At 77.1% G+C, this 25,466-nt stretch carries 23 protein-coding genes; 17 read left to right on the top strand and 6 right to left on the bottom strand.

Going from position 1 to position 25,466, the window contains the following annotated elements:
* Positions 1-11: 11 nt before the first annotated feature.
* A complete protein-coding gene (locus AB8M62_RS10515; RefSeq protein ID WP_369069496.1) occupies positions 12-698 on the bottom strand; it encodes a hypothetical protein in 687 nt (228 codons plus the stop codon).
* A 93-nt stretch (positions 699-791) separates the two neighbouring features.
* Positions 792-2,471, bottom strand: coding sequence for a DUF349 domain-containing protein (locus AB8M62_RS10520; protein WP_369069497.1), 1,680 nt, complete (start codon positions 2,469-2,471; stop codon positions 792-794).
* Positions 2,472-2,619: 148 nt separating this feature from the next.
* Between AB8M62_RS10520 and AB8M62_RS10525 the strand changes: the two genes are divergently transcribed.
* The 4 genes from AB8M62_RS10525 to AB8M62_RS10540 all read left to right on the top strand — a co-directional run bounded on the left by AB8M62_RS10525 (position 2,620) and on the right by AB8M62_RS10540 (position 5,805).
* Positions 2,620-3,321 (top strand): MBL fold metallo-hydrolase, encoded by a 702-nt coding sequence (locus AB8M62_RS10525; protein WP_369069498.1) that lies wholly within the window; start codon positions 2,620-2,622, stop codon positions 3,319-3,321.
* An 8-nt stretch (positions 3,322-3,329) separates the two neighbouring features.
* Positions 3,330-4,706: a histidine--tRNA ligase gene (gene hisS / locus AB8M62_RS10530; protein WP_369069499.1), complete on the top strand. Its 1,377-nt coding sequence runs from the start codon at positions 3,330-3,332 to the stop codon at positions 4,704-4,706.
* Between the two features lie 66 nt (positions 4,707-4,772).
* Positions 4,773-5,303: a hypothetical protein gene (locus tag AB8M62_RS10535; protein ID WP_369052286.1), complete on the top strand. Its 531-nt coding sequence runs from the start codon at positions 4,773-4,775 to the stop codon at positions 5,301-5,303.
* 10 nt (positions 5,304-5,313) lie between these two features.
* Positions 5,314-5,805 carry a DUF421 domain-containing protein gene (locus AB8M62_RS10540; protein WP_369052285.1) on the top strand — a complete coding sequence of 164 codons (492 nt, stop codon included), beginning with the start codon at positions 5,314-5,316 and terminating at the stop codon, positions 5,803-5,805.
* A gap of 25 nt (positions 5,806-5,830) precedes the next feature.
* Here AB8M62_RS10540 and AB8M62_RS10545 read toward each other — a convergent pair whose 3' ends face one another.
* Genes AB8M62_RS10545 through AB8M62_RS10555 form a run of 3 tightly spaced genes read right to left on the bottom strand, consistent with a single transcriptional unit; the run spans position 5,831 to position 9,230 of the window.
* Positions 5,831-6,619 carry a glycosyltransferase family 2 protein gene (locus AB8M62_RS10545; RefSeq protein ID WP_369069500.1) on the bottom strand — a complete coding sequence of 263 codons (789 nt, stop codon included), beginning with the start codon at positions 6,617-6,619 and terminating at the stop codon, positions 5,831-5,833.
* Positions 6,616-8,145: a PIG-L family deacetylase gene (locus AB8M62_RS10550; RefSeq protein ID WP_369069501.1), complete on the bottom strand. Its 1,530-nt coding sequence runs from the start codon at positions 8,143-8,145 to the stop codon at positions 6,616-6,618. Before AB8M62_RS10550 ends, AB8M62_RS10545 begins: the two co-directional genes overlap by 4 nt.
* Positions 8,142-9,230: an acyl-CoA dehydrogenase family protein gene (locus AB8M62_RS10555; protein ID WP_369069502.1), complete on the bottom strand. Its 1,089-nt coding sequence runs from the start codon at positions 9,228-9,230 to the stop codon at positions 8,142-8,144. Before AB8M62_RS10555 ends, AB8M62_RS10550 begins: the two co-directional genes overlap by 4 nt.
* Positions 9,231-9,484: 254 nt before the next feature.
* Here AB8M62_RS10555 and AB8M62_RS10560 point away from each other — a divergent pair, with 254 nt between their 5' ends.
* The 6 genes from AB8M62_RS10560 to AB8M62_RS10585 all read left to right on the top strand — a co-directional run bounded on the left by AB8M62_RS10560 (position 9,485) and on the right by AB8M62_RS10585 (position 15,539).
* Positions 9,485-9,853: a hypothetical protein gene (locus AB8M62_RS10560; RefSeq protein WP_369052281.1), complete on the top strand. Its 369-nt coding sequence runs from the start codon at positions 9,485-9,487 to the stop codon at positions 9,851-9,853.
* Positions 9,854-9,971: 118 nt separating this feature from the next.
* The gene (locus AB8M62_RS10565; RefSeq protein ID WP_369069503.1) at positions 9,972-10,565 is read left to right on the top strand and encodes a GTP-binding protein; all 594 of its coding nucleotides are present in this window, start codon (positions 9,972-9,974) and stop codon (positions 10,563-10,565) included.
* On the top strand, positions 10,562-10,945 hold the full coding sequence (locus tag AB8M62_RS10570) for a roadblock/LC7 domain-containing protein (protein WP_369052279.1): 384 nt from the start codon (positions 10,562-10,564) through the stop codon (positions 10,943-10,945). The genes AB8M62_RS10565 and AB8M62_RS10570 overlap by 4 nt, the downstream gene beginning before the upstream one ends.
* Positions 10,946-11,057: 112 nt before the next feature.
* Entirely contained in the window at positions 11,058-12,881 is a 1,824-nt protein-coding gene (aspS, locus tag AB8M62_RS10575) for an aspartate--tRNA ligase (protein WP_369052278.1), read from the top strand.
* Positions 12,882-12,949: 68 nt separating this feature from the next.
* A complete protein-coding gene (locus AB8M62_RS10580) occupies positions 12,950-13,528 on the top strand; it encodes a phosphatase PAP2 family protein (RefSeq protein ID WP_369069504.1) in 579 nt (192 codons plus the stop codon).
* A 388-nt stretch (positions 13,529-13,916) separates the two neighbouring features.
* A complete protein-coding gene (locus AB8M62_RS10585) occupies positions 13,917-15,539 on the top strand; it encodes a glycosyl hydrolase (RefSeq protein ID WP_369069505.1) in 1,623 nt (540 codons plus the stop codon).
* A gap of 103 nt (positions 15,540-15,642) precedes the next feature.
* Here the strand turns inward: AB8M62_RS10585 and AB8M62_RS10590 are convergent, their stop codons facing one another.
* Positions 15,643-16,386 (bottom strand): response regulator transcription factor, encoded by a 744-nt coding sequence (locus tag AB8M62_RS10590; protein ID WP_369052275.1) that lies wholly within the window; start codon positions 16,384-16,386, stop codon positions 15,643-15,645.
* A gap of 131 nt (positions 16,387-16,517) precedes the next feature.
* On the opposite strand from AB8M62_RS10590, the gene AB8M62_RS10595 reads away from it, so the two are divergent.
* The 7 genes from AB8M62_RS10595 to AB8M62_RS10625 all read left to right on the top strand — a co-directional run bounded on the left by AB8M62_RS10595 (position 16,518) and on the right by AB8M62_RS10625 (position 25,462).
* The gene (locus AB8M62_RS10595; RefSeq protein ID WP_369069506.1) at positions 16,518-17,963 is read left to right on the top strand and encodes a replication-associated recombination protein A; all 1,446 of its coding nucleotides are present in this window, start codon (positions 16,518-16,520) and stop codon (positions 17,961-17,963) included.
* 16 nt (positions 17,964-17,979) lie between these two features.
* Positions 17,980-18,552 (top strand): type II toxin-antitoxin system PemK/MazF family toxin, encoded by a 573-nt coding sequence (locus tag AB8M62_RS10600; RefSeq protein WP_369069507.1) that lies wholly within the window; start codon positions 17,980-17,982, stop codon positions 18,550-18,552.
* 98 nt (positions 18,553-18,650) lie between these two features.
* On the top strand, positions 18,651-21,332 hold the full coding sequence (alaS, locus tag AB8M62_RS10605) for an alanine--tRNA ligase (protein WP_369069508.1): 2,682 nt from the start codon (positions 18,651-18,653) through the stop codon (positions 21,330-21,332).
* A 65-nt stretch (positions 21,333-21,397) separates the two neighbouring features.
* Complete coding sequence (ruvX, locus tag AB8M62_RS10610) at positions 21,398-21,988, top strand: Holliday junction resolvase RuvX (RefSeq protein ID WP_369052272.1); 591 nt, start codon at positions 21,398-21,400, stop codon at positions 21,986-21,988.
* On the top strand, positions 21,988-23,091 hold the full coding sequence (gene mltG, locus AB8M62_RS10615) for an endolytic transglycosylase MltG (RefSeq protein WP_369052271.1): 1,104 nt from the start codon (positions 21,988-21,990) through the stop codon (positions 23,089-23,091). The genes ruvX and mltG overlap by 1 nt, the downstream gene beginning before the upstream one ends.
* A 46-nt stretch (positions 23,092-23,137) precedes the next feature.
* The gene (locus tag AB8M62_RS10620; protein WP_369052270.1) at positions 23,138-23,998 is read left to right on the top strand and encodes a shikimate dehydrogenase; all 861 of its coding nucleotides are present in this window, start codon (positions 23,138-23,140) and stop codon (positions 23,996-23,998) included.
* Between the two features lie 114 nt (positions 23,999-24,112).
* The gene (locus AB8M62_RS10625) at positions 24,113-25,462 is read left to right on the top strand and encodes a type IV pilus twitching motility protein PilT (protein WP_369052269.1); all 1,350 of its coding nucleotides are present in this window, start codon (positions 24,113-24,115) and stop codon (positions 25,460-25,462) included.
* Positions 25,463-25,466: the final 4 nt, after the last annotated feature.

Raw genomic sequence — 25,466 nt, forward strand, 5'->3', positions numbered from 1 at the left:
GCCGCCCCGGCTCACGCGGGGGCCGCAGCCGCACCGAGCGCGGCCCGCGCGGCGCGGACCCCGCGCCGGCGCCGCGCGCCGTCGGTGGCCTCGCGCACGTCGGCGGGTCCCAGGCTCTCCGGGCACGCGGCCAGCAGGGCCTCGCGCACCCGCACCGCCCGCCCGGGCGCCGTGCGCGCCACGTCCACCAGGGTGCGCGCGGGCGAGGTGACGAGCAGGCCGCCGAGCTCGAGGAGGTCGGCGCGCGCCGGACGGCAGCGGGTGCGCTCCACCGGCAGCCCGGCGCGGGCGGCCAGCACCTGCGGTCGCGGTCCGCCGGCCACCCACAGGCGCTGCGGGGCGTCGGCGGCCGCGCCCGCGTGCACCCAGGCCGCCGTGGGGCCGACGACCACCGCGCCCGCCCCGACGAGCAGGGCCAGGGCGCGGGCCCGGGTCGCCGCGTCCAGCGGTGCGCCGGCGGCGACGACCACGTCGCCCACCAGGACGCGCAGCAGGCCGTCGCGCACGTCGCGGGCCGTGCCGGCGCGCTGCGCGGGGACCGGTCGCCACGGCAGCACCGGGTCCGGTCCGTGCCCGCGCCGCAGGACCTCCCGCAGCCAGCGGTGCGGGTCGCCGGTCGCCGCCGGACCGGCGTCGGCGGGCCCGGGCGGAGGGTCGGTGGGGCGGGTGGTCGGGAGGGCGCCGGTTCCGTCGAGCACCCGCCCATCCCAGCCCACCGGTCACCGGCACCGCGCCGTCGGCCCGGCCGCCTGTGGACGGCCGGGCCGGGCGGTCCCTGGGGACCCCGGGGCTCAGCCCCGGACGTCGCGCAGCGTCGCCTGCGCGGCCTGCAGCCACTCGCGGCGGGTGCGCAGGGCCTCCTCCGCGCGGGCGAGGCGGCGGGCGTCGCCGCGGCTGCGCGCCTCCTCCACGTCCGCCTCCAGGTCGCGGATGGCCGCCTCCAGCTGCCCGGCCACACCGCTGGCGCGCGCCGTCTTCTCCGGGTCGCTGCGCCGCCAGCGGGCCTGCTCGGCGTCGCGCACGGCGTTCTCCACGGCCCGCAGGCGCGCCTCGATCCGCCCGAGGTCGCCGCGCGGCACCTTGCCCGCGACCTCCCAGCGGTCCTGCACGGCGCGCAGGGCGCTCTTGGCCGCGCCCAGGTCCTTGACCGGCAGGATGGCCTCGGCCTCGACGAGCAGCTGCTCCTTCACCTGCAGGTTGGCGCGGAACTCCTCGTCGACCTCGTCGTTGGCCGCGGAGCGGGCGGCGTAGAAGACGTCCTGCGCGGCGCGGAAGCGGTCCCACAGGGCGTCGTCGTCCTTGCGGCCCAGCCGCCCGGCCGCCTTCCAGCGGTCCATCAGCGTCCGGTAGGCGTTGGAGGTGCCGCGCCAGTCGGTGGAGGTGGACAGCGCCTCCGCCTCGGCGACGAGCTTCTCCTTCTCGGCGCGGATGCCGGCGCGCTGCTCGCCCAGCGCGGCGAAGTGGTGCCGGCGCTTCTTGTCGAAGGCGCTGCGGGCGTGGCTGAACCGCTTCCACAGCTCGTCCTCGCTGCGCTTGTCCAGCCGGCCCTCGCGCTGGGCGGCCTTCCACTCCTCGAAGAGGGTGCGCAGCCGCTCGCCGGACTGGCGCCACTGCAGCTTCTCCGGGTCCTGCTCGGCGATCCGCTCGGCCTCCTCGACGATCGCCGTGCGCGCGGTGCGCAGGCGCTCGCGGTTGGCGGCGCGGGCGCGGTCGGCGGCGGCGCGCGCCTCGTCGGCCACCGTGGCCAGGGCCTCCACGCGCGCGGCGAGCCCGTCGAGGTCCCCGACGGCGCGCGTCTCGGCGAGCGCGGTCCGCAGCCCGCTGACACCCGCGACGATCTCCTTGCCGCCCAGCTCGGTGCTGCGCAGGCGCTGCTCGAAGAGGTCGACCTGGGCGACGAGCTCCTCGTACTTGCGCACGAAGTAGGCCAGCGCCTCCCCGGGCGTGGCGTCGGGGTACTGCCCGACCTCGTGCTCGCCGTCGTGGCGGCGCACCCACACCGTGCCCGCCTCGTCCACGCGGCCGAAGGCGGCCGCGGCGTCGCGGTCGACGCTCGTGTGCGGCAGGTCGGCGGCGTGGTGCTCGAGGACGGCCGGGCCCGGAGCGGGCGCGGCGGGGGCCGCGGGGCGCGCGGCCAGGGCGGCGGGGCTGGGGGCGCGACGGGGGACCGGCCGCGGAGCGGGCGCGGCGGCCGTCTGCTCGGCGGCGGGCTCGGCCGTCTGCTCGGCGGCGGGCTCGGCCGTCTGCTCGGCGGCGGGCTCGGCCGTCTGCTCGGCCGCCTGCGCACCCGCGTCGGCGCCGGCGGTGCCCTCCGGCACGTCCTGCTCCCCGGACCCCTCCGCGGCTCCGCCGGGGCCGGTGGGCCCGTCGGGGACGCCGGTGGTGCCCTCTTCGGGCTCCGGGGTCGGGTCGGGGCGCTGGGTGTCCGGGACGTCCGCGGGGGACACCGGCTCCTGGGGGTGCTCGCTCACGCGGGCCAGTCTAGGTGCGGGACCCCCGGACGGCGCAGGCCCTGACGCGGTGTGCCGACGACCTCGCGCAGCGTCCGGGCCGCCGGACCGCCGGCACCGCCCCGGGAGCCCGCCGGGCGCCGCCCGCCGGAGGCCCTAGGCTCGCCCGGTGCTCGTGGAGTCCCTGGAGGCCACCGCGTTCGGGACCAACTGCTACGTGCTGGCCCCGCAGCGCGGCGAGGAGTGCGTCGTCGTCGACCCCGGCGTGGGCGTGGCCGACCGGCTGGCCGAGCTGCTGCGCCGGCACCGGCTGCGGCCCGCGGCGGTGCTGCTGACCCACGGCCACCTCGACCACGTGCACTCCGTGACCCCGGTGTGCGGCGCGCACGGGGTGGCCGCCACCGTCCACGCCGACGACCGGCACCGGCTGCGCGACCCGCTGGCCGGCCTGGGACCGCAGCTGCGGGCGGCGCTGGCCGCCTCGGGCGGCACGGGCCCCTGGCGCGAGCCCGACGACGTGGTCGAGGTCACCGACCGCACCCGCCTGGAGGTCGCGGGCCTGCGCGTGGACGTCTCGCACGCCCCCGGCCACACGGAGGGCTCGGTCCTCTTCTCCGTCGCCCGCCCCGGCGACAGCGACCTGCTGCTGGCCGGGGACGTCCTGTTCGCCGGGTCGATCGGGCGTACCGACCTGCCCGGCGGGGACCACCGGGCCATGCTGCGCAGCCTGCTGACCCGCGTCCTGCCCCTGGACGACGCCACCGACGTGCTGCCCGGCCACGGCCCGGCCACGACGATCGGGCGCGAGCGCCTCACCAACCCCCACCTCGTGCAGCTGGCCGCAGCTGCCGGAACGGAGCAGCAGTCCTGATGGCCGCGATGGCACGCCCCCGCCCGCTGTCCGGGTACCCCGAGCTCGGCCCCGCCGAGCGCATCGTCGAGCAGCGGGTGCTGGACACCCTGCGCGGGGTGTTCGAGCTGCACGGGTTCACCGGCATCGAGACCCGCGCGGTCGAGCCCCTGGCGCAGCTGCTGCGCAAGGGCGAGATCGACAAGGAGGTCTACGTCGTGCGCCGCCTGCACGAGGACCCCCGCGCGGGCGGCGTCCCGGCCGCCGAGGAGGACGGCGCCGCCGCGGCCGCGGACGTCCTGGCGCTGCACTTCGACCTGACGGTGCCCTTCGCCCGCTACGTGGTGGAGAACGCCGGGACCCTGCAGTTCCCGTTCAAGCGCTACCAGCTGCAGAAGGTGTGGCGCGGCGAGCGCCCGCAGGAGGGCCGCTACCGGGAGTTCCTGCAGGCCGACATCGACGTCGTGGGCCGCGACGTCCTGCCGTCCCACTACGAGGCGGAGATGGCCGCCGTCATGTCCGAGGCGCTGACGGCCCTGCCGCTGCCGGCGCTGCGCATGCAGGTGAACAACCGCAAGCTCATCGAGGGCTTCTACCGCGGGGTCGGCGCGGGCGACACCGCCGCCGTCATGCGGGCGGTGGACAAGCTCGACAAGGTCGGCCCGGACGGCGTGCGCGCCGAGCTGACCGCCGCGGCGAGCCTGACGGACGAGCAGGCCGGCGCGTGCCTGGCGCTGGCGGGGCTGTCCGGCTCCGACCCGTCCGTCCTGGACCGGGTGCGGGCCCTGGGCGTGTCCGACCCGCTGCTGGAGGAGGGGATCGCCGATCTCGGCGCGGTGCTGGAGGCCACGGCGTCGCTGACGTCCGAGCGCTTCTCGGTGGTGGCCGACCTCAGCGTGGCGCGCGGGCTGGACTACTACACGGGCACCGTCTACGAGACGCGCATGAGCGGTTTCGAGTCGCTGGGCTCCATCTGCTCCGGCGGCCGCTACGACGCGCTGGCCTCGGACGGGCGCTCGACCTTCCCGGGCGTGGGCATCTCCTTCGGCGTCACGCGCGCGCTGGTGCCGCTGCTGGGCCGCGGCCTGCTGCGCGCCTCGCGCAGCACCCCCACGTGCGTGCTCGTCGCGCTCGTCGACGAGGAGGGACGCGCCGCGGCTCGGCGCACGGCGGCGGCGCTGCGGGCGCGGGGGATCGCCGCCGAGGTGCACCCGGACGCGGCGAGGTTCGGCAAGCAGATCCGCTTCGCCGAGCGGCGCGGCATCCCGTTCGTGTGGTTCCCGGGCGCCGCCGACGGCGGCGGTGACCAGGTGCGCGACATCCGCTCCGGCGAGCAGGTCGACGCGGCCGCGGACGCCTGGGCGCCGCCCGCGGAGGACCTGCGCCCGCAGGTGCTGACCGGCTGAGCGCGCGCCGGCGCGGCGGGTCCGCCCCGGCTCGCCGAACCGGCGCCGCGGTGGTCTGCTCGGCGCGTGGGCAGCGGAGCCGGTGGGGCGGCCGCGCCGCGGGTCGAGCCGACGGCGGCGCGCTCGCGGGCGTGGATGACGTCCCGCCGGGTCCTGGTCCTGCTCCTCGTCGTCTTCGTGGTGCTCGGGGGCACCGGTCTGCTCGGCGTCCGGGACGCCGTGGCGCGAGCGTCCGGGGACGGGTGCTCCCTGGAGGTGCGCTACCCGCGCGTGGCCCGGGCGGGCCTCGACGTGCCGCTGCGGTACTCGGTCTCCTGCGACCGCCCGCTGCCCGCCCAGGTCGTCCTGGGCGTGAGCCAGGACTACGCGACGATGTTCGAGGCGCAGGGCTTCGCGCCCGAGCCCGAGAGCCAGTCCGGCGACGGGAGCACGACCTGGTTCACCGTCGCCGTCGAGCCGGGGTCGCGCGACCTGGTGCTCGACGTGGACACCTACGTGCAGCCGTCGAGCCAGCGCGGCCGCGAGGCGGAGGTGGTCCTCCGGCTGGAGGACCGCGAGGTGGCGCGCACCTCCTTCCGCACCACCCTGCTGCCGTGAGGAGGAGGCCGTGGAGATCGTCGTCCGGGCCGTCGTGGTGTTCGCGTTCCTGTGGCTGCTCACCCGCGTCGTGGGGCGCTCGACGCTGGGGGAGCTGACGACCTTCGAGCTGCTGCTCTTCGTGACCATGGGGGACCTCGTCCAGCAGGCGGTCACGCAGCAGGACTACTCGCTGACCGCGGGGCTGCTGGCGGTGAGCGTCTTCGCCGTCCTGACCATCGTCCTGTCGTGGACGACCTGGCGCTTCCCGAGCACCCGGCCCGTGCTGCAGGGGACACCGCTGGTCCTCGTGCGCGACGGTGAGCCGGTGCTGGAGGCGCTGCGCAGCGAGCGCCTGTCGCTGGACGAGCTGCTCGCCGCGGCGCGCCAGCAGGGGGTGCGCGGCTTCGCGGAGATCGACCTGGCGGTGCTGGAGGTCAACGGCCGCCTGTCCTTCTTCCGGCGCAGCGGGGTCCCCGGCGGCGGCGCGGGCGCGACCGAGCAGCCGCCGGCGGGGGCGTGAGCGGCGGCCCCGCCGCGCGGGCTCGTCAGCCGGGCGCGCCGGTCGTCGCGCCCGCGGGCCGGGGCCCGCGCGGGTGCGCCAGCGCGGCGAGGCGGCGCAGGTCCCCGGACAACCCGTCGGGCGCGCGGCCGCTGCGCCGGCCGCTGGTGAGGACGGGCTCGCCCGTCGTCGCCACGACCCGCCCGCCCGCGGCGGCCACGGCCTCCACGAGGGCGACGTCCTCGCCCACGGGCAGGTCGGGGAACCCGCCGGCCGCCAGGTAGCGGTCGGCGCGCACCCCCAGGTTGGCCCCGTGCACGTGCGGGTGGCCGTCCTCGCCGACACCGGCGCGGTAGGCGGCCAGCCAGCGCGCGGGCGGGCGGGCCAGCCGCACCGTGCCGCGCACGAGGTCGGCGCCGGCGGCGGCCAGCAGCAGCTGGTGGCGCAGCCACCCGGGGGGCACGCGGCTGTCGGCGTCGGTGCAGGCGATCCAGACGGCGGCGGGGTCGGTGGCGGGGTCGGTGCCGGGGTCGGTGCCGGGATGGGTGCCGGGTGCGGGCGGGGCGGTGGGGCCGGCCAGGGCGGCGCGCACGCCCGCCGCCCGCGCCGCCCCGGCGCTGCCGGCCGCCACCTGCACGACGCGGGCACCGGCCGCGGCGGCCACCGCGGCCGTGCGGTCGCGGCAGCTGTCGGCGACCACGACGACGTCCGCGGGCGTCCCGGCCAGTGCGACCGCGCGCTCCAGCGCGGCCAGGCACCGCGGCAGGCGCCGCTCCTCGTCGCGCGCGGGCACGACGACGAGGACCCGCGCCACCGGCGGGGCGGGAGGCCTCACGGGACGAGCCCGCCGGCCCGGGCGACGGAGACGGCCGGCACGGGCACGAGCACGTCGAGGAGGAAGTCCTCCTCGACGTGCGAGACGAGGACCTCCAGGCCCGGCTCGGCCCGCAGCACCCGGTGCACCTCGTCGCCGGTGACGGGCTGGTCGACCGAGCGGTGCCGCCAGTGGCAGGCCACGAGCACCCCGTCGTGGGCCAGCGCGCCGGCGGCCAGCGCCACCAGCCGGCGCACGTCGGCGTGGTCGCAGTAGTAGGCGACCTCCGAGAGGACGACGAGGTCCCAGCGCTCCTCCGTCCCCGGCGCGGCCGTCCCGGGGGCGCTCGCGGGCCACTGCCCGGGCACGGTGGCGGTCACGACCTCCACGGGCACCGGCTCCCCGCCGGGCAGCAGCGGCGGGTCCGCGGCCAGGCGCGCCCGGGCGCGCTCGACGACCGTGGCCGAGGCGTCGCAGGCCAGCAGCCGGTCGCTGCGCGCGGCCAGCTCGGCCGTCAGCACCCCGGTGCTGCAGCCGACCTCCAGCGCGCGGCGGAACCGCTGCCGCGGCAGGCAGGCCAGCAGCAGGGCCCGCTTGCGCTGCTCGTACCAGCGGTCCTGCACGCCCCACGGGTCCTCGTCGTGGTGGGCGTAGAAGTCGTCGAACCACGCCGCGCCCAGGGTCCCGGACGCCTCGGGGGCCCCGGGGGCCTCCGGGGCGAAGAACAGCTCCGCGGGCCGGGTGAAGTGCTCCAGCAGCCGGGCGGGCAGCAGCACCTCGTCGCCGGGCCGGTCGGACAGCGGCGCGACCTGGCTGACGTGCTCGGCCAGCGCGGAGCGCTTGCGCTCCAGCACCTGCGCGGGCAGCGGCAGGCGCAGGGCGCGGGCCCAGGGCAGGCGGGCGTCGCCGGGCTCGGCCCAGTGCCACGCCCACACCGGGTGGTGCAGCAGGCGCGCGCCGGCGGCCGCGGCGGCGCGCGCGGCGCCCTCACCGGCCGCGGCGTGGTCGGGGTGGCCGTCGCCGGTCCACACGCCCACGACGAGCGCTGCGGCGGCGTCGGGGGCGTCCGGGGCACCAGGGGCGTCCGGGGCACCGCCGGCGGGGGCGAGCAGGCCGGTGACGGCGGCGGCCACCGCGTCGACGTGCCCGGCCAGGGCGCCGTCGGGCAGGCCGAGGTGGTGCACGCGGGCGGCGGGGGCCAGCACGGCCACGGCGCGCCGGACCTCCTCGGCGCGCAGCTGCGCCAGCCGGGCCGGCGGGTGGGTGGGGGAGCAGGGGTGGGAGGCGTCGCCGTCGGTGGCGACGACGACGTCGACGCGGGCACCGGCGTCGGCGGCCGTGGCGATCAGCCCGCCCGCCCCGAGGGTCTCGTCGTCGGGGTGCGCGGCGACCACGACGAGGTGCTCCAGGCCGGCCAGGTCCACCGCGGGCAGCTCGTGCAGCCACGGCCACGCCGACCACCGCGCCGCGCTCGTGCCGGGACCGGAGGCCGTGAACCCCGGGACGCCGGGCTCCGCGCCGCCGGGCTCCGGGACGCCCCCGGTCACCGCGGCCACCCCGCCCCGCCGCCCACCGGGTCCTGCGCCGGGTCCTCCGCCAGGTCCTCCGCCAGGTCCTCCGCTAGGTCCTCCGCCAGGTCGCCCCCGAGCGCGGCCACGTCCCGCTCGGCGTGGTGCTGGCGCAGGTACACGGTCAGGTCCGCGACGCGGGCGGCGTGCTCGGCGTCCAGGGCCAGCGGCGCCGGGCCCAGCGCGTGCCCGGTGCGCGCCAGCACGGCCTCGGCGGCCGCGGCCACCACCGAGCGCGTGCGCAGCGCCAGCCGGGCACCCGCCGTCCCGGCCGCGCGGCCCGCGTCGACCTCGGCGGCGGCGTGCTCCAGCGCCAGCCGCGAGCGCCACAGGTCCAGGTCGTTCTCCCCGGCGTGCCAGCGGGCGAGCTGGTCCGGCTCGCGGGCGCCCGGGGCGGTCAGCGACCGGGTGAGGGCCGCGGCCACGGCGCTCGCCCCGCCGTACCAGCAGGCCGCCACACCGGCGCCGCCGTGCGCGAAACCGGGCCGGTGCAGGTACCAGCCGTCCTCGCCGACGGGCGTGGCCGCCACGTCGTCGAAGTCGACCGGGCCGCTGGCCACGGCCCGCAGGCCGCGCGCGTGCCAGGCACCCGGCACGACGCGCACGTCGGCGCCGCGCAGGGACACCGCGAACAGGCGCCGGCCGGTGGGGGTGCGGGCGGTGACGAGGGCGTGCGAGAGAGCGCCGGCCAGGGAGCACCACGGCTTGCGCCCGCTCAGCCGCCAGCCGGGGCCGTCGGGGCGGGCGTCCAGCCGGGTGCCGGCGGCCTCGGCGGCGAAGACGCCCCACGTGGAGCCGGGCGGGACCAGGTCGCCCGCACCGGCCTCGGCCAGCACCGCGAGGGCGTCGGTGTGGGCCTCCACGACCCGCGCGAGCGTCAGGTCGCGCGCGCCCAGCCGGGCCAGCTCCTGCCAGCGCTCCAGGGTGCGCCCGGCACCGGGCAGCGGCAGGTCGGAGCGGTCCACGGCCGCGGCCAGCGCCGCCGCCACGTGGGCCGCGTCGCCGGTGGCGTCCGGGCCGGCGGTCGCCCCGGGAGGCGCGGTCGGGTTCGGCGCGGGCTGCACGGTGGCCTCCGGTCCGGGCTGGTGGGCGCCGGGCAGCGGACCGGCGGCCGCGCGGGTGTCGACGGCTCCGCGACCGTAACCACGCCCGAGATCGGGCGCACGGCGAGCGCGGGCGAGGTGACCGTGCGCGACGGTTCACCCGAACGCCGCGCGGGCGCCGCTTCAGGTCCGACGCGGCGCGACCGAAGCACTGGGGGTCAGTGATGGACGGCGGCACCCGCGGTCCAGACCCTCCTCCGGAAGGACCACGCTCCATGGCCAACGTCGACGCCACCCTCAAGGCCGCCCTCGAGATCGACGGCGCGACCGCCGTCGCCCTCGTGGACTACGAGAGCGGCATGTCCCTGGGCCAGGCCGGTGGCGGCAACGTCGACCTCGACGTCGCCGCCGCGGGCAACACCGACGTCGTGCGCGCCAAGCTGCGCACGATGCAGCGCCTGGGCATCCAGGAGCAGATCGAGGACATCCTCATCACCCTGGGTACGCAGATCCACCTGATCCGCCTCATCCAGAGCCAGTCCGGCCAGGGCCTGTTCCTGTACCTGGTCCTGAAGAAGGACTCCTCGAACCTGGCCATGGCCCGTCGCCAGCTCACCATCCTCGAGCGCGACCTGGCCATCTGAGCCGCCCGCCGGGGTCCTCCGGCACGGCTCGGCAGGTCCAGGCACCGGGGCACCGCGCGCGGCGGCCCCGTCCACCCGTCCCACCCGCCGCGCCCGCGCGGCCCCCAGGAGGCAGCGCGTGAGCAGCCCCGTCAAGGTCGTCGTCACCGGCCCGTTCGGAGCCGGGAAGACGACGTTCGCCCGCTCGCTGTCGCCCGGTGGCCTGGTGACCACCGAGACCGGCGTCAGCGACGAGACCGCCGCCCTGAAGACGTCCACCACGGTGGCGCTGGACCACGCGAGCGTGGAGGTCGCGCCGCCGCCGGGCGCCGCCTGGCCGGCCCGCCGCGTCTCGCTGTTCGGCACCCCGGGCCAGGAGCGCTTCCGCTTCACGTGGGAGCTGCTGGCCCGCGGCATGGACGGCTACCTCGTCCTCGTCGACGCCAGCCGCTCGGCCAGCGTCGCCGAGGCCGCCGGCATCGTCGGCGCCTTCGCCCGCCTGGCGCCGGCCGTCCCCCGCCTGGTCGCCGTCAGCCGCTGGGAGCGGCCCGCGGCCACGCGCACCGCCCTGGCGCAGCTGCTGGGCACCTCCCCGCAGGCCCTCGTGGCCTGCGACCCCCGCGATCCGGCGCAGTGCACGGCCGTCCTGCAGGTCCTGCTGGACGGCGTCCACGTCCTGGCCACCCGCACCACCGCCCCCGCCCAGCCCGCCACCGACGGAGCACCCGCATGATCGTCAAGCAGCACGCCCTCCGGGTCTCGGCCACGCTGCGGCGCGAGATCGACGGCGTCCGCCGGGTCGTCATCGCCCGCACCGACGGCCTCGCGTTCGCCGACGACGGCCCCGAGCACGACCACGAGGCGACGGCCGCGATCACCGCCACCGTCCTGGGCATCGCCCAGCGCGCGGCGGCCTCCAGCGGGCTGGGGGACTTCCGGACCACCACGGTGCGCGGCGCGGACGGCTGCCTGGTCGTGCACGCGGTGGACTCCACCCACCTGCTCGCGGTCGTCACCGACCCGGCGGTCAACCTCGTGCTGCTGGACCGGGTGGCCGCCCGCCTCGTGGGCGACCTCGCCGGCGCCGAGGCCGGGGCGGTACCCGCCCGCTGACGCGGGTCCCGCCGGCCAGGTCCGCGGCCTCGTCCGCGGCGACGGCCCGCGGTGACGGTCCGTAGGATCGTCCGGGCGCGAGAGACGCGCCGGACGACCAGGAGGGACCCCCGTGCTCCGCACCCACGAGGCCGGCACGCTGCGCGCCGGCCACGCCGGCCAGACCGTCACCCTCACCGGCTGGGTGGCGCGCCGTCGCGACCACGGCGGGGTGGCCTTCCTCGACCTGCGCGACGCCTCGGGCGTGGTGCAGGTCGTCGCGCGCGACGAGGTCCTCGACGCCGGCGGGGCGCACGAGCTGCGCAACGAGTACTGCGTGCGCGTCACGGGCCGGGTGCGGGTGCGCCCGGAGGGCAACGAGAACCCGAACCTGCCCACGGGCGCCGTCGAGGTGGACACCGAGGCGCTGGAGGTCCTGTCCGAGGCCGCGCCGCTGCCCTTCCAGGTCGACGACCGCATCGACGTCGGCGAGGAGGTGCGCCTCAAGCACCGCTACCTCGACCTGCGCCGCAGCGGCCCCGCGGCCGCGCTGCGCCTGCGCAGCGCCGTCAACAGGGCGGCCCGCGAGGTCCTGGACGCGCACGCGTTCACCGAGGTCGAGACCCCGACCCTGACGCGCTCCACCCCCGAGGGCGCCCGCGACTTCCTCGTGCCCGCGCGCCTGGCGCCCGGGTCCTGGTACGCGCTGCCGCAGAGCCCGCAGCTGTTCAAGCAGCTGCTGATGGTCGCCGGCCTCGAGCGGTACTACCAGATCGCCCGCTGCTACCGCGACGAGGACTTCCGCGCCGACCGGCAGCCGGAGTTCACCCAGCTCGACGTCGAGATGAGCTTCGTCGAGCAGGACGACGTCATCGCCCTGGCCGAGGAGGTCCTGGCGGCGCTGTGGCGGCTGGTCGGCGTCGAGCTCACCCTGCCGCTGCCCCGCCTCACCTACGCCGAGGCGATGGCCCGCTACGGCAGCGACAAGCCCGACCTGCGCTTCGGCGTCGAGCTGACCGACTGCACGGAGTTCTTCTCCGGCACCTCCTTCCGCGTGTTCCAGGCCCCGTACGTGGGCGCCGTCGTCATGCCCGGCGGCGCCTCGCAGCCGCGCAAGGCGCTGGACGCCTGGCAGGACTGGGCGAAGCAGCGCGGCGCGCGCGGGCTGGCCTACGTCCTCGTGGGCGAGGACGGCGAGCTGTCCGGCCCCGTCGCCAAGAACCTGTCGGAGGCCGAGCGCGCCGGGATCGCCGCGCACGTGGGCGCCGCCCCGGGCGACTGCGTGTTCTTCGCCGCCGGCGCCGTCAACCCCTCCCGCGCCCTGCTGGGCGCCGCGCGCGGGGAGGTCGCCCGCCGCTGCGGCCTCGTCGACGAGGCCGCCTGGGCGTTCACGTGGGTCGTCGACGCGCCCATGTTCAAGCCGACCGCCGAGGACGACGACGTCGCGATCGGCACGGGCGGCTGGAACGCCGTGCACCACGCGTTCACCGCCCCCAAGCCCGAGCACCTGGCGACGTTCGACACCGACCCGGGGTCGGCGCTGACGAACGCCTACGACATCGTCTGCAACGGCAACGAGATCGGCGGCGGCTCGATCCGCATCCACCGCCGCGACGTGCAGGAGCGCGTGTTCTCCGTCATGGGGATCGACGCGGCGTCCGCCCGCGAGAAGTTCGGGTTCCTGCTCGACGCGTTCTCCTACGGCGCCCCGCCGCACGGCGGCATCGCGTTCGGCTGGGACCGCATCGTCGCCCTGCTGGCCGGTGCGGACTCCATCCGCGAGGTCATCGCGTTCCCCAAGTCCGGCGGCGGTTTCGACCCGCTGACCTCCGCGCCGGCGCCCATCACGGCGCAGCAGCGCAAGGAGGCCGGGGTGGACGCGAAGCCCGAGCAGAAGCCCGAGCAGAAGGCCGGGTCGACGTCCGGGCAGCGCGCGGGCGAGCGGACGGGCGCCTGAGGGCTCCCGCCCGCGCCGCCGCCGCCGCGGGGGCGGCGGCGCTCGCCCTGGCGCTGCTGACGTCGGCGGTGCTGCGCGGCGCGACGGCGGGGCTGGACGGGCCCGTCTCCCGGGCCGCCGTGCGCGCGGCCGAGGGCGCCGGGGGCCTGACGCGCGCCGCGCAGGTCGTGGAGGCGCTCACGCAGCCGGGCTGGGTGTACCTGGCCGGGCTGGTGGCGCTCGTCGCGGCCGTCCGGGCGGGGCGGGCCCACCGGGCCCGGTGGGCGCTGGGCGCGGGGGTGCTGGCCTCGCTGGCCAGCCCGCTGCTGAAGGCGCTGGTGGGCCGCGAGCGCCCCGCGCTGGAGGCCGGCCTGACCACCGCGGGCGGCGGGGCGTTCCCCTCCGGGCACGCCGTCGGCTCGGCGACGGTGGTGCTCCTGCTGCTCCTGCTGCCGCCCGCGCCGTCGCGGCGCACCGCGGCGCTGCGCTGGGCGGCGGGCGCGGTGTTCGCGCTCCTGGTGGGCGCCGACCGCGTCTGGCTGGGCGCGCACTGGCCCACGGACGTGCTGGGCGGCTGGCTGCTGGCGGTCGCGCTGGTGGCCGGTGCCCGCGCCGCGGCGGACCGGGGAGCGGACCGGGCGCTGACGCGTCCCGCGCCGGAGGGGTGAGGCGGCTCACGTCACCGCCCGTCACACCGCTGGGCCTTCCGGGGACGGGCTGGTCCGATCGGGTGGTGCTGGCGCGTGCCGCGTAACGCCGCGGGCCCTGATCGCGAGGAACTCCCGGGCGTGCTCCAGGCTCCCGCGCCGAGGATTCCCCGCCGGGTCCGGTCCAGCGCAGAACCGTTGCGCTGCAACAGCCTGGTCGACGAGACCGGGGAGGCGCGACCTGCTCGGGGCGTGCGCGCCCGGCGGCGCCGGCGGGGTGGCCGGACGGTGGTGCGGGGCGCTCCTCACCGAGCGTGATGTGGTGGGGGCGGGGTCAAGGCGGGCCGGGGCGGCCCCGAAACCCCTCTCAGCAACGTTCCCCCCACTTGCACGCCGAGAGGAAACACTCGTGGACGACCAGCGCCCCGCCGAGCACCGCCCCTCCCGCACCACCCGCCGCCAGGCCCGCGCCGAGGCCCGCCCCGTCCGCCGCTGGCCGGCCGCGCTGGGCGCGAGCGTCGTGACCGCCGCCCTCGCGTTCTCGATGGCCCCCGCGACCGCGAACGTCGCCGCCGGCATCTTCGACCTGGGGCGCGGCGCGACGCTGACGTCGGCCAACGGGTCCGTCTTCACCGTGACCGTGAAGGACGACGGCGCCCTCGTCACGGCCCGCAAGTCCGGCCCCACCCCGACCGCCACCCCCACCGCGACGCCCACGGCGACCCCCACGCCCACGGCCACCGCGCCGGCCCTGGCCGTCACCGCCAAGGCCGCCGGCACCAGCTCCGTGACGGTCTCCTGGGACACGACCCTGACGCAGGCCACCTACGGCCGCGACGGCGTGGACGCCGGCGGCAGCGGCGCCTGGACCTCCGCCCCCGGCGTGAAGTCCCCGCAGACCCTGACGAACCTCAAGCCCGGCACGCGGTACAACGTGACCGTGGCGGGCGTCCTGGGCGGCAAGCAGGTCACCCGCACCGTGGCCGTCACGACCGCCTCCACCTCCACCGGCACGCCCACCACGTCCCCGACCGCTCCGGCCCCCTCGCCGACGGCCACGCCGTCGCAGCCGGCCGCGACCACCGGCGACTTCAAGGCCACCACGATCGGCGCGTCCGTCACCGGCGCCGCGAACGGCGACTTCAACCGCTGGACCGGCACCAAGCACGGCCTGTACGCCACCTGGGCCGACAACGGCAAGGTGTGGGGCATCGACACCGCCAGCAGCGAGTACGGCGCGAACAGCGTCTCGCGCCTGGGCGACTACGACCTGGACATCGCCACCCAGCACAAGATCGCCAACTGGGGCAGCCCGGGCGTCGACAGCGCGCTGGAGAACACGTTCCGCGAGATCAAGACCAAGTGGGGCAGCCGCCAGGGCACCGTCTACATCCGCCCGTTCCACGAGTTCAACGGCAGCTGGTACAACTGGTCGGTCCGCAACGCCACGGACCAGGCGAACTTCGTGAAGTACTGGCAGAACGTCGTCCACCCGAAGTTCGAGGGCGTGTTCGGCACCGACAAGCGGTTCAAGCTGGTGTGGTCGCCCAACCGCGACTCCTCCACCACGCTCGACGTGCGCAAGTCGTTCCCGGGCGCCAAGTACGTCGACGCGATCGGCGTGGACTACTACGACTTCTCCAAGGCCAACGACGAGGCCAAGTGGGCCGCGGAGGTGAACCGCACGCAGAACGGCGGGCCGGTCGGCATCGCCGCGTGGGACTCCTTCGCGCAGTCGCAGGGCGTGCCGTGGTACCTGCCCGAGTACGGCGTCCAGTTCGGCGACAACGCCTTCTTCCTGGGCAAGGTCCTCGACTTCATCAAGGCCAACCGCTACGACGGCACCGGCGACCCGGCCGGCAAGGCCCTGGGCGCCGCGTGGCACAACCTGCAGGGCACCTCGCCGGACCCGAACGCCGGCGGCGACTTCTTCGTCCAGCGCGGCGGCAGCGACTACTCCGGCCGCCCGCGGACGGCCGCGCTGCTGCGCACGTGGGTGAAGGACAACCCGTGGCTGCGCCAGGCGCGCTGACCCCGCGGACCTGAGACCGTCCGCCCCGCGCGGACCGCGGCGCCCCGTCCGGGAACTCCCGGGCGGGGCGCCGTCGTCGTGCCGGACGCCGCTCAGCCGCGCGTCAGCTGCCGGCGGCGGGCTTGAGGACGTACCCGGCGCCCCGCACGGTGTGGATCATCGGTGGGCGGCCGGCGTCGATCTTGCGGCGCAGGTAGGAGATGTACAGCTCGACGATGTTCGCCTGCCCGCCGAAGTCGTAGTTCCACACCCGGTCCAGGATCTGCGCCTTGGACAGCACCCGGCGCGGGTTGCGCATGAGGTAGCGCAGCAGCTCGAACTCGGTGGCCGTCAGCCGCACCTCGGTGCCGGCGCGGGTGACCTCGTGGCTGTCCTCGTCCAGCAGCAGGTCGCCCACCGCCAGCAGCGGCTCGCGGCCCGCGGCCGTCAGGCCCGAGCGGCGCAGCAGGCTGCGCAGCCGCGCGACGACCTCCTCCAGGCTGAACGGCTTGGTGACGTAGTCGTCCCCGCCGGCGGTCAGGCCGGCGACGCGGTCCTCGACCGCGTCCTTGGCGGTCAGGAACAGGACCGGGACTTCGCTGGCGTCGGCGCGCAGGCGCCGCAGCACCTCCAGGCCGTCGATGTCGGGCAGCATGATGTCCAGCACGACCGCGTCGGGGCGGAAGTCGCGCGCGGCGCGCACCGCGTCCAGGCCGTTGCCCGCGGTCCGCACCTGCCAGCCCTCGTAGCGCAGGGTCATGCTCAGCAGCTCGGACAGCGTCGCCTCGTCGTCGACCACGAGGACGCGCAGCGGGGTGCCGTCGGGCCGGGTGAGCTCCGCGCGACGGCCGGTGGTGGGAGCGGTCATCGGGCCATGGTCGCGCTGTGAGCCGCCTGTCCGCGGGGAAACGGCTGTGCGCGACCTGTGCGTCTGCGCGCGGGTCCTCCGGACGGCCCAGCGGGACGGCCGCGCCGGGGGAGCTGGGTACCGTCGGCGCCGTGGCCGACCTGTTCACCCCCGACGACGAGGCCGACGACCCGGGCACGACCGCCGGTGCGGGAGCGCGCGTCCCGGCGGTGCTGGCCGGGGCGCCGCTGGCGGTGCGGATGCGCCCGCGCACCCTCGACGAGGTCGTCGGCCAGCAGCACCTGCTGCGCCCCGGCTCCCCGCTGCGGCGCCTGGCCTCCGACGGCGACCTGGGGCGCGCCGGCCCGGCCTCGGTGGTCCTGTGGGGGCCGCCGGGCACCGGCAAGACGACCCTGGCGCACGTGCTGGCCCGCTCCGGCGGCCGGCGCTTCGCCGAGCTGTCCGCCGTCACCGCCGGCGTCAAGGACGTGCGCCGCGTCGTGGACGAGGCCCGCGAGGCCCGCGACCTGCACCGGCGCCAGACCGTGCTGTTCCTCGACGAGATCCACCGCTTCACCAAGGCGCAGCAGGACGCCCTGCTGCCGGGGGTGGAGAACCGCTGGGTGGTGCTCGTGGCCGCCACGACGGAGAACCCGAACTTCTCCGTCGTCACCCCGCTGCTGTCGCGCTCGCTGCTGCTGACGCTGCGGCCCCTGGAGGCCGCCGACGTGCGCGGCCTGCTGCTGGCCGCGGTCGCCGACCCGCGCGGGCTGGCCGGCGAGGTCGAGGTCACCGAGGAGGCCCTGGAGCACCTGGTGCGGGTGGCCGACGGGGACGCCCGGCGCGCGCTGACCGCGCTGGAGGCCGCCGCGGGGGCCGCCTTCGACACCCCCGACGAGGAGGACGCCCCCGACGGCGGGACCACCGCGGCGGCGCAGGACGGTGACGCGCTCCCCGCGCGGCCCGTCGTCGCGCTGGCCCACGCCGAGCGCGCGCTGGACCGCGCGGCGGTGCGCTACGACCGGGCCGGCGACCAGCACTACGACGTGGCCAGCGCCCTCATCAAGTCGATGCGCGGTTCGGACGTGGACGCGGCGCTGCACTACCTGGCGCGGATGCTGGAGGCGGGGGAGGACCCGCGCTTCATCGCCCGCCGCGTCGTCATCGCCGCCTCCGAGGACGTCGGGATGGCCGACCCGTCGGCGCTGCAGACCGCGGTCGCCGCGATGCACGCGGTGGCGCAGATCGGGATGCCGGAGGCGCGGATCGTCCTCGCGCAGGCGGTCGTGCACAACGCCACGGCGCCGAAGTCGAACGCCGCGTACAACGGCATCAACGCGGCCGTGGCGGACGTGCGCGCGGGCCGCGGCGGCGCGGTCCCGGCGCACCTGCGCGACGCGCACTACGCGGGCGCCTCGCGCCTGGGGCACGGGCGCGGCTACGTCTACCCGCACGACGTGCCGGCGGGGGTGGCCGCGCAGCAGTACCCGCCGGACGAGCTGGTCGGGCGCGACTACTACGTCCCCACCGACCGCGGGTTCGAGGAGCGGCTGCGCGAGCGGGTGGCCCGGCTGCGCCGCGTCGTCCGCGGCCGCTGAGCGCTAGCGTCGCGCCGTGCCCGGACTCGCCGCCCGCGTCGCCCGCCTCCTGTCCCCGCTCGTGCGCGCGGGGGGCCGGGCCGCGCTGCGCGAGCTGGAGCGCCGCGACCCCGCGCCCGCCCCGGCTCCCGCGCCCCGTCCGTCCGCGGCGCCCGGCCCGCCGCGCGGCGCGGTCGAGCACCGCGGCCCGCTGCGCGTGGAGTACGCCCCCCGCGCCGACGGCCGCCCCGACCCCGGCGAGGTCGTCTGGGCGTGGGTGCCGTTCGAGGAGGGCGACGGGCGCGGCAAGGACCGCCCCGTCCTCGTCGTCGGCCGCGACGGCGACGGGGACGGCGACGACCTGCTCGTGCTGGCGATGAGCAGCCGCGACCACGACGAGCCCGCCGCGGCCGCCGGCGACACCCGCCACGGGCGGCAGTGGGTGGACGTGGGCAGCGGGGCCTGGGACCGGCGCGGGCGCCCCAGCGAGGTGCGCGTGGACCGGCTGCTGCGCGTGGCGGCCGCCGACGTGCGCCGGGAGGGGGCGGCCCTGGACCGCGGGCGCTTCGAGGAGGTCGCCGCCCGGGTGCGGGGCGTCCACGGCGGCTGAGCGCCGGGTGCTGAGCGGCGGGTAGTGTCGAGGGCCGACCCGGCGGGTCGCCCGCAGCACCCCGCACGCACAGCCAGCAGACGCAGGAGGCACGTCCGATGCAGACGGCAGAGATCCGTCGCCGGTGGCTCGACTTCTTCGAGCGCCAGGGGCACGCGGTGGTCCCCAGCGCCTCGCTGGTCTCCAGCGACCCGAGCCTGATGTTCACCGTCGCCGGCATGGTGCCGTTCATCCCGTACCTGACCGCCCAGGTGCCCGCGCCGTACCGGCGCGCCACCAGCGTGCAGAAGTGCCTGCGGACCCTCGACATCGAGGAGGTCGGCAAGACCACCCGCCACGGCACGTTCTTCCAGATGAACGGCAACTTCTCCTTCGGCGACTACTTCAAGCGCGAGGCCATCGCCTTCGCCTGGGAGCTGCTGACCACCCCGCAGGAGCGCGGCGGCTACGGCTTCGACCCGCAGCGCCTGTGGGCGACCGTCTACCACGACGACGACGAGGCGTACGCGCTGTGGCGCGAGATCGGCATGCCCGCCGAGCGCATCCAGCGCCGCGGCAAGGCCGACAACTACTGGAACACCGGCCAGCCCGGCCCCGGCGGGCCCTGCTCGGAGATCTACTACGACCGCGGTGCGCAGTTCGGCGCCGACGGCGGCCCGGAGGCGGACGAGGACCGCTACCTGGAGATCTGGAACCTCGTCTTCATGCAGTACCAGCTGTCGGCGGTGCGCTCGAAGACGGACTTCGACGTCGCCGGCGAGCTGCCCGCCAAGAACATCGACACCGGCATGGGCCTGGAGCGCGTCGCGTTCCTGCTGCAGGGCGTCGACAACATGTACGAGATCGACGAGGTGCGCCCCGTCCTGGACCGGGCCGCGCAGCTGTCCGGCAAGCGCTACGGCGCCGACCACGAGGACGACGTGCGCCTGCGGGTCGTCGCCGACCACGTGCGCAGCGCGCTCATGCTCATCGGCGACGGCGTCGTCCCCGGCAACGAGGGCCCCGGCTACGTCCTGCGCCGCCTCATCCGCCGCGCGGTGCGCGCCGTGCGGCTGCTGGGCGTGGAGGAGCCGGCGATGCCGCACCTGCTGCCCGCCTCGATGGAGGTGATGAGCGCCTCCTACCCGGAGCTGCGCCGCGACTTCGCGCGCATCGCCGCGGTCGCCGACGCCGAGGAGGAGGCGTTCCGGCGCACCCTGGTCGCCGGCACGTCCATCTTCGAGACGGCCGTCGCGCAGGCGCGCGGCGCCGGGTCGACGACCCTGAGCGGCGAGCGGGCGTTCGCGCTGCACGACACCTACGGCTTCCCCATCGACCTCACCCTGGAGATGGCCGCCGAGGCCGGGGTGGACGTCGACGAGCGGGGCTTCCGCCGCCTCATGGCCGAGCAGGTCGACCGCGCCAAGGCCGACGCGCGCGCAAAGAAGACCGGCGGGGTGGACCTGTCCAGCTACCGCACGACGCTGGAGGGGCTGTCCGGCGGCCCGGTCGTCTTCACCGGCTACGAGCGCGCCGAGGGCGACGCGGACGTCCTCGTCCTGCTGCGGGGCGGGGTCAGCGCGCCCAGCGCGCCGGCGGGCACCGACGTCGAGGTCGTCCTGGACCGCACCCCCTTCTACGCCGAGGGCGGTGGCCAGCTGGCCGACCACGGCACCATCACCACCGCCTCGGGGGCGCGCGTGCGCGTGGACGACGTGCAGCAGCCCGTGCGCGGGCTGTACGTGCACCGGGGCACGGTGGAGGCCGGCGAGGTCGTCGTCGGCGACCGCGCCCACGCGCAGGTGGACGCGGTGCGCCGCCGCGCGGTCAGCCGCGCGCACACCGCCACCCACCTCGTGCACCAGGTCGTGCGCGAGCACCTGGGCGACACCGCGACCCAGGCCGGCTCGGAGAACGCCCCCGGGCGGCTGCGCTTCGACTACTCCTCCACCGCGCAGGTGGGCGCCGACCTCGTGCGCGACATCGAGGGCGTCGTCAACGAGCGCGTGGCCGACGACCTGGAGGTCAGCGCCACGGTCACCGACCGCGAGACCGCGCTGCGCTCGGGGGCGATGGCGCTGTTCGGGGAGAAGTACGGCGACCGCGTGCGGGTGGTCTCCATCGGCGGGGACTGGTCCAAGGAGCTGTGCGGCGGCACGCACACCCTGACCTCCCAGCAGGTGGGGCTCGTCTCGATCGTCTCCGAGGGCTCGATCGGCTCGGGCGCGCGGCGCATCGAGGCCCTCGTCGGCACCGACGCCTACGCGTTCCTCTCGCGCGAGCACCTGCTGGTCAGCCAGCTCACCGACGTCGTCAAGGCGCGCCCGGAGGAGCTGCCCGAGCGCGTCGGCGGGCTGATCGCCCGGCTGCGCGACGCGGAGAAGGAGATCGCCCGGCTGCGGGCGGGGCAGGTGCTGGCCGCGGCGCCGCAGGTGGCGGCCGCCGCCCGCGACACCTTCGGCGTCAGCGTCGTCGCCCACGACGCCGGCCCGGCCTCCGCCGAGGACCTGCGCACCCTCGTGCTGGACGTGCGCGGGCGCCTGGGCAACGAGCGGCCCGTCGTGGTCGCCGTCGCCGGCGTCGCCAAGGACCGCCCCGTGGTCGTCGTGGCCACCAACGAGGAGGCGCGCCGCTGGGGCGTCAAGGCCGGTGAGCTGGTGCGCGGCGCCGCGCAGGTCCTCGGCGGCGGGGGCGGCGGCAAGGACGACCTCGCCCAGGGCGGCGGGCAGGACCCGGCGCGCGTCGCCGACGCCCTCGCGGGCATCGAGCACGCCGTCGGCCAGCGCGTCACGGGCTCCTGAGCGGCCCGGCGATCCCCTGACCGGTACCTGACCCGCACCCACGTCGACGGAGAGGCACCGCACGAGTGCGCAGCGGAGTTCGACTCGCCGTCGACGTGGGATCGGTCCGCGTCGGCCTCGCGGCGTGCGACCCTGCGGGGGTGATCGCCTCACCGGTGCGGACGCTGGCCCGCGACGAGCGCCGCGGCAGCGACGTGGCCGAGGTGGCCGCCGAGGCCCGCGAGCGCGGGGCCGTGGAGGTCGTCGTCGGGCTGCCGCTGTCCCTGGACGGCGGCGAGGGCCCCGCGGCCCAGCGGGCGCTGGCCTACGCCGGGCGGGTCGCGGCCGCCGTGGCGCCGGTACCCGTGCGGCTGGTCGACGAGCGGCTGAGCACCGTCGACGCCCACCGGGCGCTGCACGCGGCCGGGCGGCGCGAGCGCGACTTCCGCGCCGTCGTCGACCAGGTGGCGGCCGTGGTGCTCCTGCAGGCCGCGCTGGACGTCGAGCGCACCAGCGGCCGCCCGCCCGGGCGGGTCGTGGGGGAGCGGACCCGCCCGCCGCGCAAGCCGCGCCACCGGGGCGGCGGCGGGGGCGGCGGCGCAGGCACCGCGCCCGCGACCGGCACCACCAGCAGCTCGAGCACCGGCACGGACGCCAGGGAGGGCGAGGACTCGTGATGGACCTGACGGACCTGCCGGGCTCGCAGCAGCCCGACGCCGCCGGCCGGCGCCGCCGCCGGGTGCGCCGCCGGCGCACCGCCGTGGCCGTGGTCCTGTCCCTGGCCGTCCTCGGCGGCGGGACCGCCGCCGCCTGGAGCACCCTGGAGCCCGTCGTCAGCGGCTTCCTGGAGAGCGACGACTTCGAGGGCGAGGGCACCGGCGAGGTGGACGTGCGGGTGATGGCCGGCGACAGCGGCCGCGCCATCGGCCGCACCCTGGAGGAGGCCGGTGTCGTCAAGACCACCACCGCCTTCGTGTCCGCCGCCTCCGCCCAGCCGGACATGGCGACCATCCAGCCGGGCACCTACCGGCTGCGCGAGGGCATGTCCGCGGCCTCCGCCGTCGCGCTGCTGCTCGACCCCGCCTCCCGCGTCACCACCCGCCTGACGGTGCCCGAGGGGCGCACCGCGGCGCAGGTCCTGGACCTCGTCAGCTCCGAGACGCCCATCGACCGCGCCCAGCTGGACGCCGCGCTGGCCGACCCGGCCGCCCTCGGCCTGCCCGCCTCGGCGCAGGGGAGCGTCGAGGGCTACCTGTTCCCCGCCACCTACGAGGTGAACCCGGACGAGACGGCCGCCGAGCTGCTGCGGCAGATGGTGGGCCAGACCGTCCGCGTGCTGGCCGAGCTGGGCGTGCCCGCCGAGCGCGAGCGCGAGGTCGTCACCACCGCCAGCATCGTCGAGCGCGAGGTGCGGACGCCGCAGGACATGTCCCGCGCCGCCCGCGTCATCGCCAACCGGCTCGCCGACGGCATGCCGCTGCAGATGGACTCCACCGTCGCCTACGCCAACCGCGACTGGGCGACGACGACCACCACGGCCGAGCAGCGCGCGATCGACTCCCCGTACAACACCTACCGCTACCCGGGCCTGCCCGCCGGACCAATCAGCAACCCCGGCGCCGACGCGCTGCGCGCCGCGCTGGACCCGGAGCCCGGCCCCTGGCTGTTCTTCGTCACGGTGGACCTCGACACCGGCGAGACGCGCTTCGCGGCCACCGAGCAGGAGCACTTCGCCAACGTGGAGCTCTTCCGCGCCTGGCTGCGGGAGAACCCGGAGTGACAGGGGTGAGCGGGGCGACGGCGGAGCCGGCGGGCGGGGCGCGGCCGTGAGGGCCGCCGTGTGCGGGTTCCCCATCCAGCACTCCCTCTCGCCCGCGCTGCACCGCGCCGCCTACCGCGCCCTGGGCCTGGACGACTGGGAGTACGACCTGCTGGAGGTCGACGAGGAGCGCCTGCCCGCCGTCGTCGGCGCCCTGGACGCCTCGTGGGCCGGCCTGTCGCTGACGATGCCGCTGAAGCAGGCCGTGGTGCCGCTGGTCGACGAGGTCAGCGACTTCGCCCGCGCCGTGGGCGCCGTCAACACCGTCGTCGTGCAGCCGCGCGTGGACCGGCGCGGCGTGCCCGGCCGGCGCGGGGTGCGCCTGCGCGCGGAGAACACCGACGTCATCGGCCTGGTGACGGCGCTCGCGGAGGCGGGTGCCGAGCGCGTCGAGCGCGGTGTCGTCCTCGGCGGCGGCGCCACCGCCCGCTCCGCGCTGGTCGCCCTGCTGCAGGCCGGCTGCCGCCGCCCCGTGGCCGTCGTGCGCAGCCCCGCGCGCGCCGCCGAGCTGCGCGGCGTCGCCGCCCGCCTGGGCGGGGAGGTCGAGATCAGGGGCTGGGACGAGCTGCCGGTGGCGCTGACCGGGGACGTCGTCGTCTCCACCGTGCCCGTCGGCGGGTCCGGGGACACCGCCGACGCCCTGCTGGGGGCGTTCCGGCCGCTGTGGTGGCCGCTGCTGCTGGACGTCGTCTACGCGCCGTGGCCGACCCCGCTGGCCGGCCGCTGGGGCGGCACCGTCGTCGGCGGCTTCGAGATGCTGCTGCACCAGGCGGTGGCGCAGGTGGAGCTCATGACGGGGCGCCCGGGGCCGGTGGAGGCCATGCGCGCCGCGGGGACCGCGGCGCTGGAGGCCCGCGCCCGCGCCTGAGCGCCCGGGCGCGTCGTACCCCTCAAGACCGGGCCCCGACGGGCCGACACCTCTCCTGCGAGCGCTGACCGGCAGCGCTGCTGCGCCGTGGCCAGGCGCGCGGAGGGGAGCGAGATGAACGACCCGGGGCAGCACCGTCCGTCGGTGGAGCCGTACGTGCCGGTCAACGTGCGTCCGGACGAGGACGGCGTCCCGCGCCGGCGCGAGGTCAGCGAGATCCTCGCCCGCCTCAACCCGCCCGCGACCCCCGCCGCCGCTCCCGCCGTCCCGCAGGTCGCGCCCGCGCCCGCCGTGCCCGTGCAGGCCGGTCCCGCGGACACGTACGCGCTCGCGCCCGCCCCGCTGGCCCCCGTCGCCGACCCCGCGCCCCTGGTCACCAGCGGCGGCGAGGTGGAGACCGCCCCGCCGAAGGTCAACGACGTCCTCGTGGCCGCCCTGGCCGCCGGCGCCTCCGACATCCACCTGACGTCGGGCGCCGCGCCCACCGTGCGCCTGTCCGGTGAGCTGAGCCCGCTGGAGGGGTTCGGCAAGCTCGCCGCGAACGACCTGCAGCAGATGGTGTACGCCGTCCTCACCCAGAAGCAGCGCGAGCAGTTCGAGGCCAACCTCGAACTGGACTTCGCCTACCAGGTGCCCGGGCACTCGCGCTTCCGCGTCAACGTGTACCGCCAGCGCGAGTCCGTCGGCGCCGCGTTCCGCCGCATCCCCTTCGAGATCAAGCCGCTGGAGGACCTGGGCGTCCCGCCCGTCGTCGGCTCGTTCGCCTCGATGCAGCGCGGTTTCGTCCTCGTCACCGGCCCCACCGGCTCCGGCAAGTCCACGACGCTCGCCTCGATCGTCGACCTGGCCAACCGGACCCGCAAGGACCACATCATGACGGTGGAGGACCCGATCGAGTTCCTGCACCGCCACAAGGGCTGCCTCATCAACCAGCGCGAGGTGGGGGAGGACACCAAGAGCTTCGCCAACGCGCTCAAGAGCGTCCTGCGCCAGGACCCCGACATCATCCTCGTCGGCGAGATGCGCGACCTGGAGACCATCTCCGTCGCCCTGACCGCCGCCGAGACCGGCCACCTCGTCTTCGGGACCCTGCACACGCAGGACGCCGCGCAGACCATCGACCGCGTCATCGACGTGTTCCCCCCGCACCAGCAGCAGCAGATCCGCGTGCAGCTGGCCGGGGCCATCCAGGGCGTCGTGTGCCAGACGCTGTGCAAGCGCGCCGACGGCCGCGGCCGCGTCGTCGCCACCGAGGTGATGGTCGCCACCCCGGCGATCCGCAACCTCATCCGCGAGGGCAAGACCCACCAGATCGCCTCCGCGATGCAGGCCGGCGCCCAGCACGGCATGCACACCCTCGACCAGCACCTCGCCGACCTCGTGCGCACCCGCCAGATCACGTTCGAGCACGGCCTGGAGAAGTGCCACTCCGCCGACGAGTTCCGCCGCCTGACCGGGCGCTGAGAGG

This window comes from Kineococcus terrestris (assembly GCF_041020755.1).
Lineage (GTDB): Bacteria > Actinomycetota > Actinomycetes > Actinomycetales > Kineococcaceae > Kineococcus > Kineococcus terrestris.

Excerpts from the sequence above, each read along its gene's own strand:
- hisS (WP_369069499.1), top strand. The coding sequence starts at position 3,330 with ATGGCACGCCCCCGCCCGCTGTCCGGGTACCCCGAGCTCGGCCCCGCC.
- AB8M62_RS10560 (WP_369052281.1), top strand. The coding sequence starts at position 9,485 with ATGGCCAACGTCGACGCCACCCTCAAGGCCGCCCTCGAGATCGACGGC.
- AB8M62_RS10570 (WP_369052279.1), top strand. The coding sequence starts at position 10,562 with ATGATCGTCAAGCAGCACGCCCTCCGGGTCTCGGCCACGCTGCGGCGC.
- AB8M62_RS10590 (WP_369052275.1), bottom strand. The coding sequence starts at position 16,386 with ATGACCGCTCCCACCACCGGCCGTCGCGCGGAGCTCACCCGGCCCGAC.
- alaS (WP_369069508.1), top strand. The coding sequence starts at position 18,651 with ATGCAGACGGCAGAGATCCGTCGCCGGTGGCTCGACTTCTTCGAGCGC.
- mltG (WP_369052271.1), top strand. The coding sequence starts at position 21,988 with ATGGACCTGACGGACCTGCCGGGCTCGCAGCAGCCCGACGCCGCCGGC.
- AB8M62_RS10625 (WP_369052269.1), top strand. The coding sequence starts at position 24,113 with ATGAACGACCCGGGGCAGCACCGTCCGTCGGTGGAGCCGTACGTGCCG.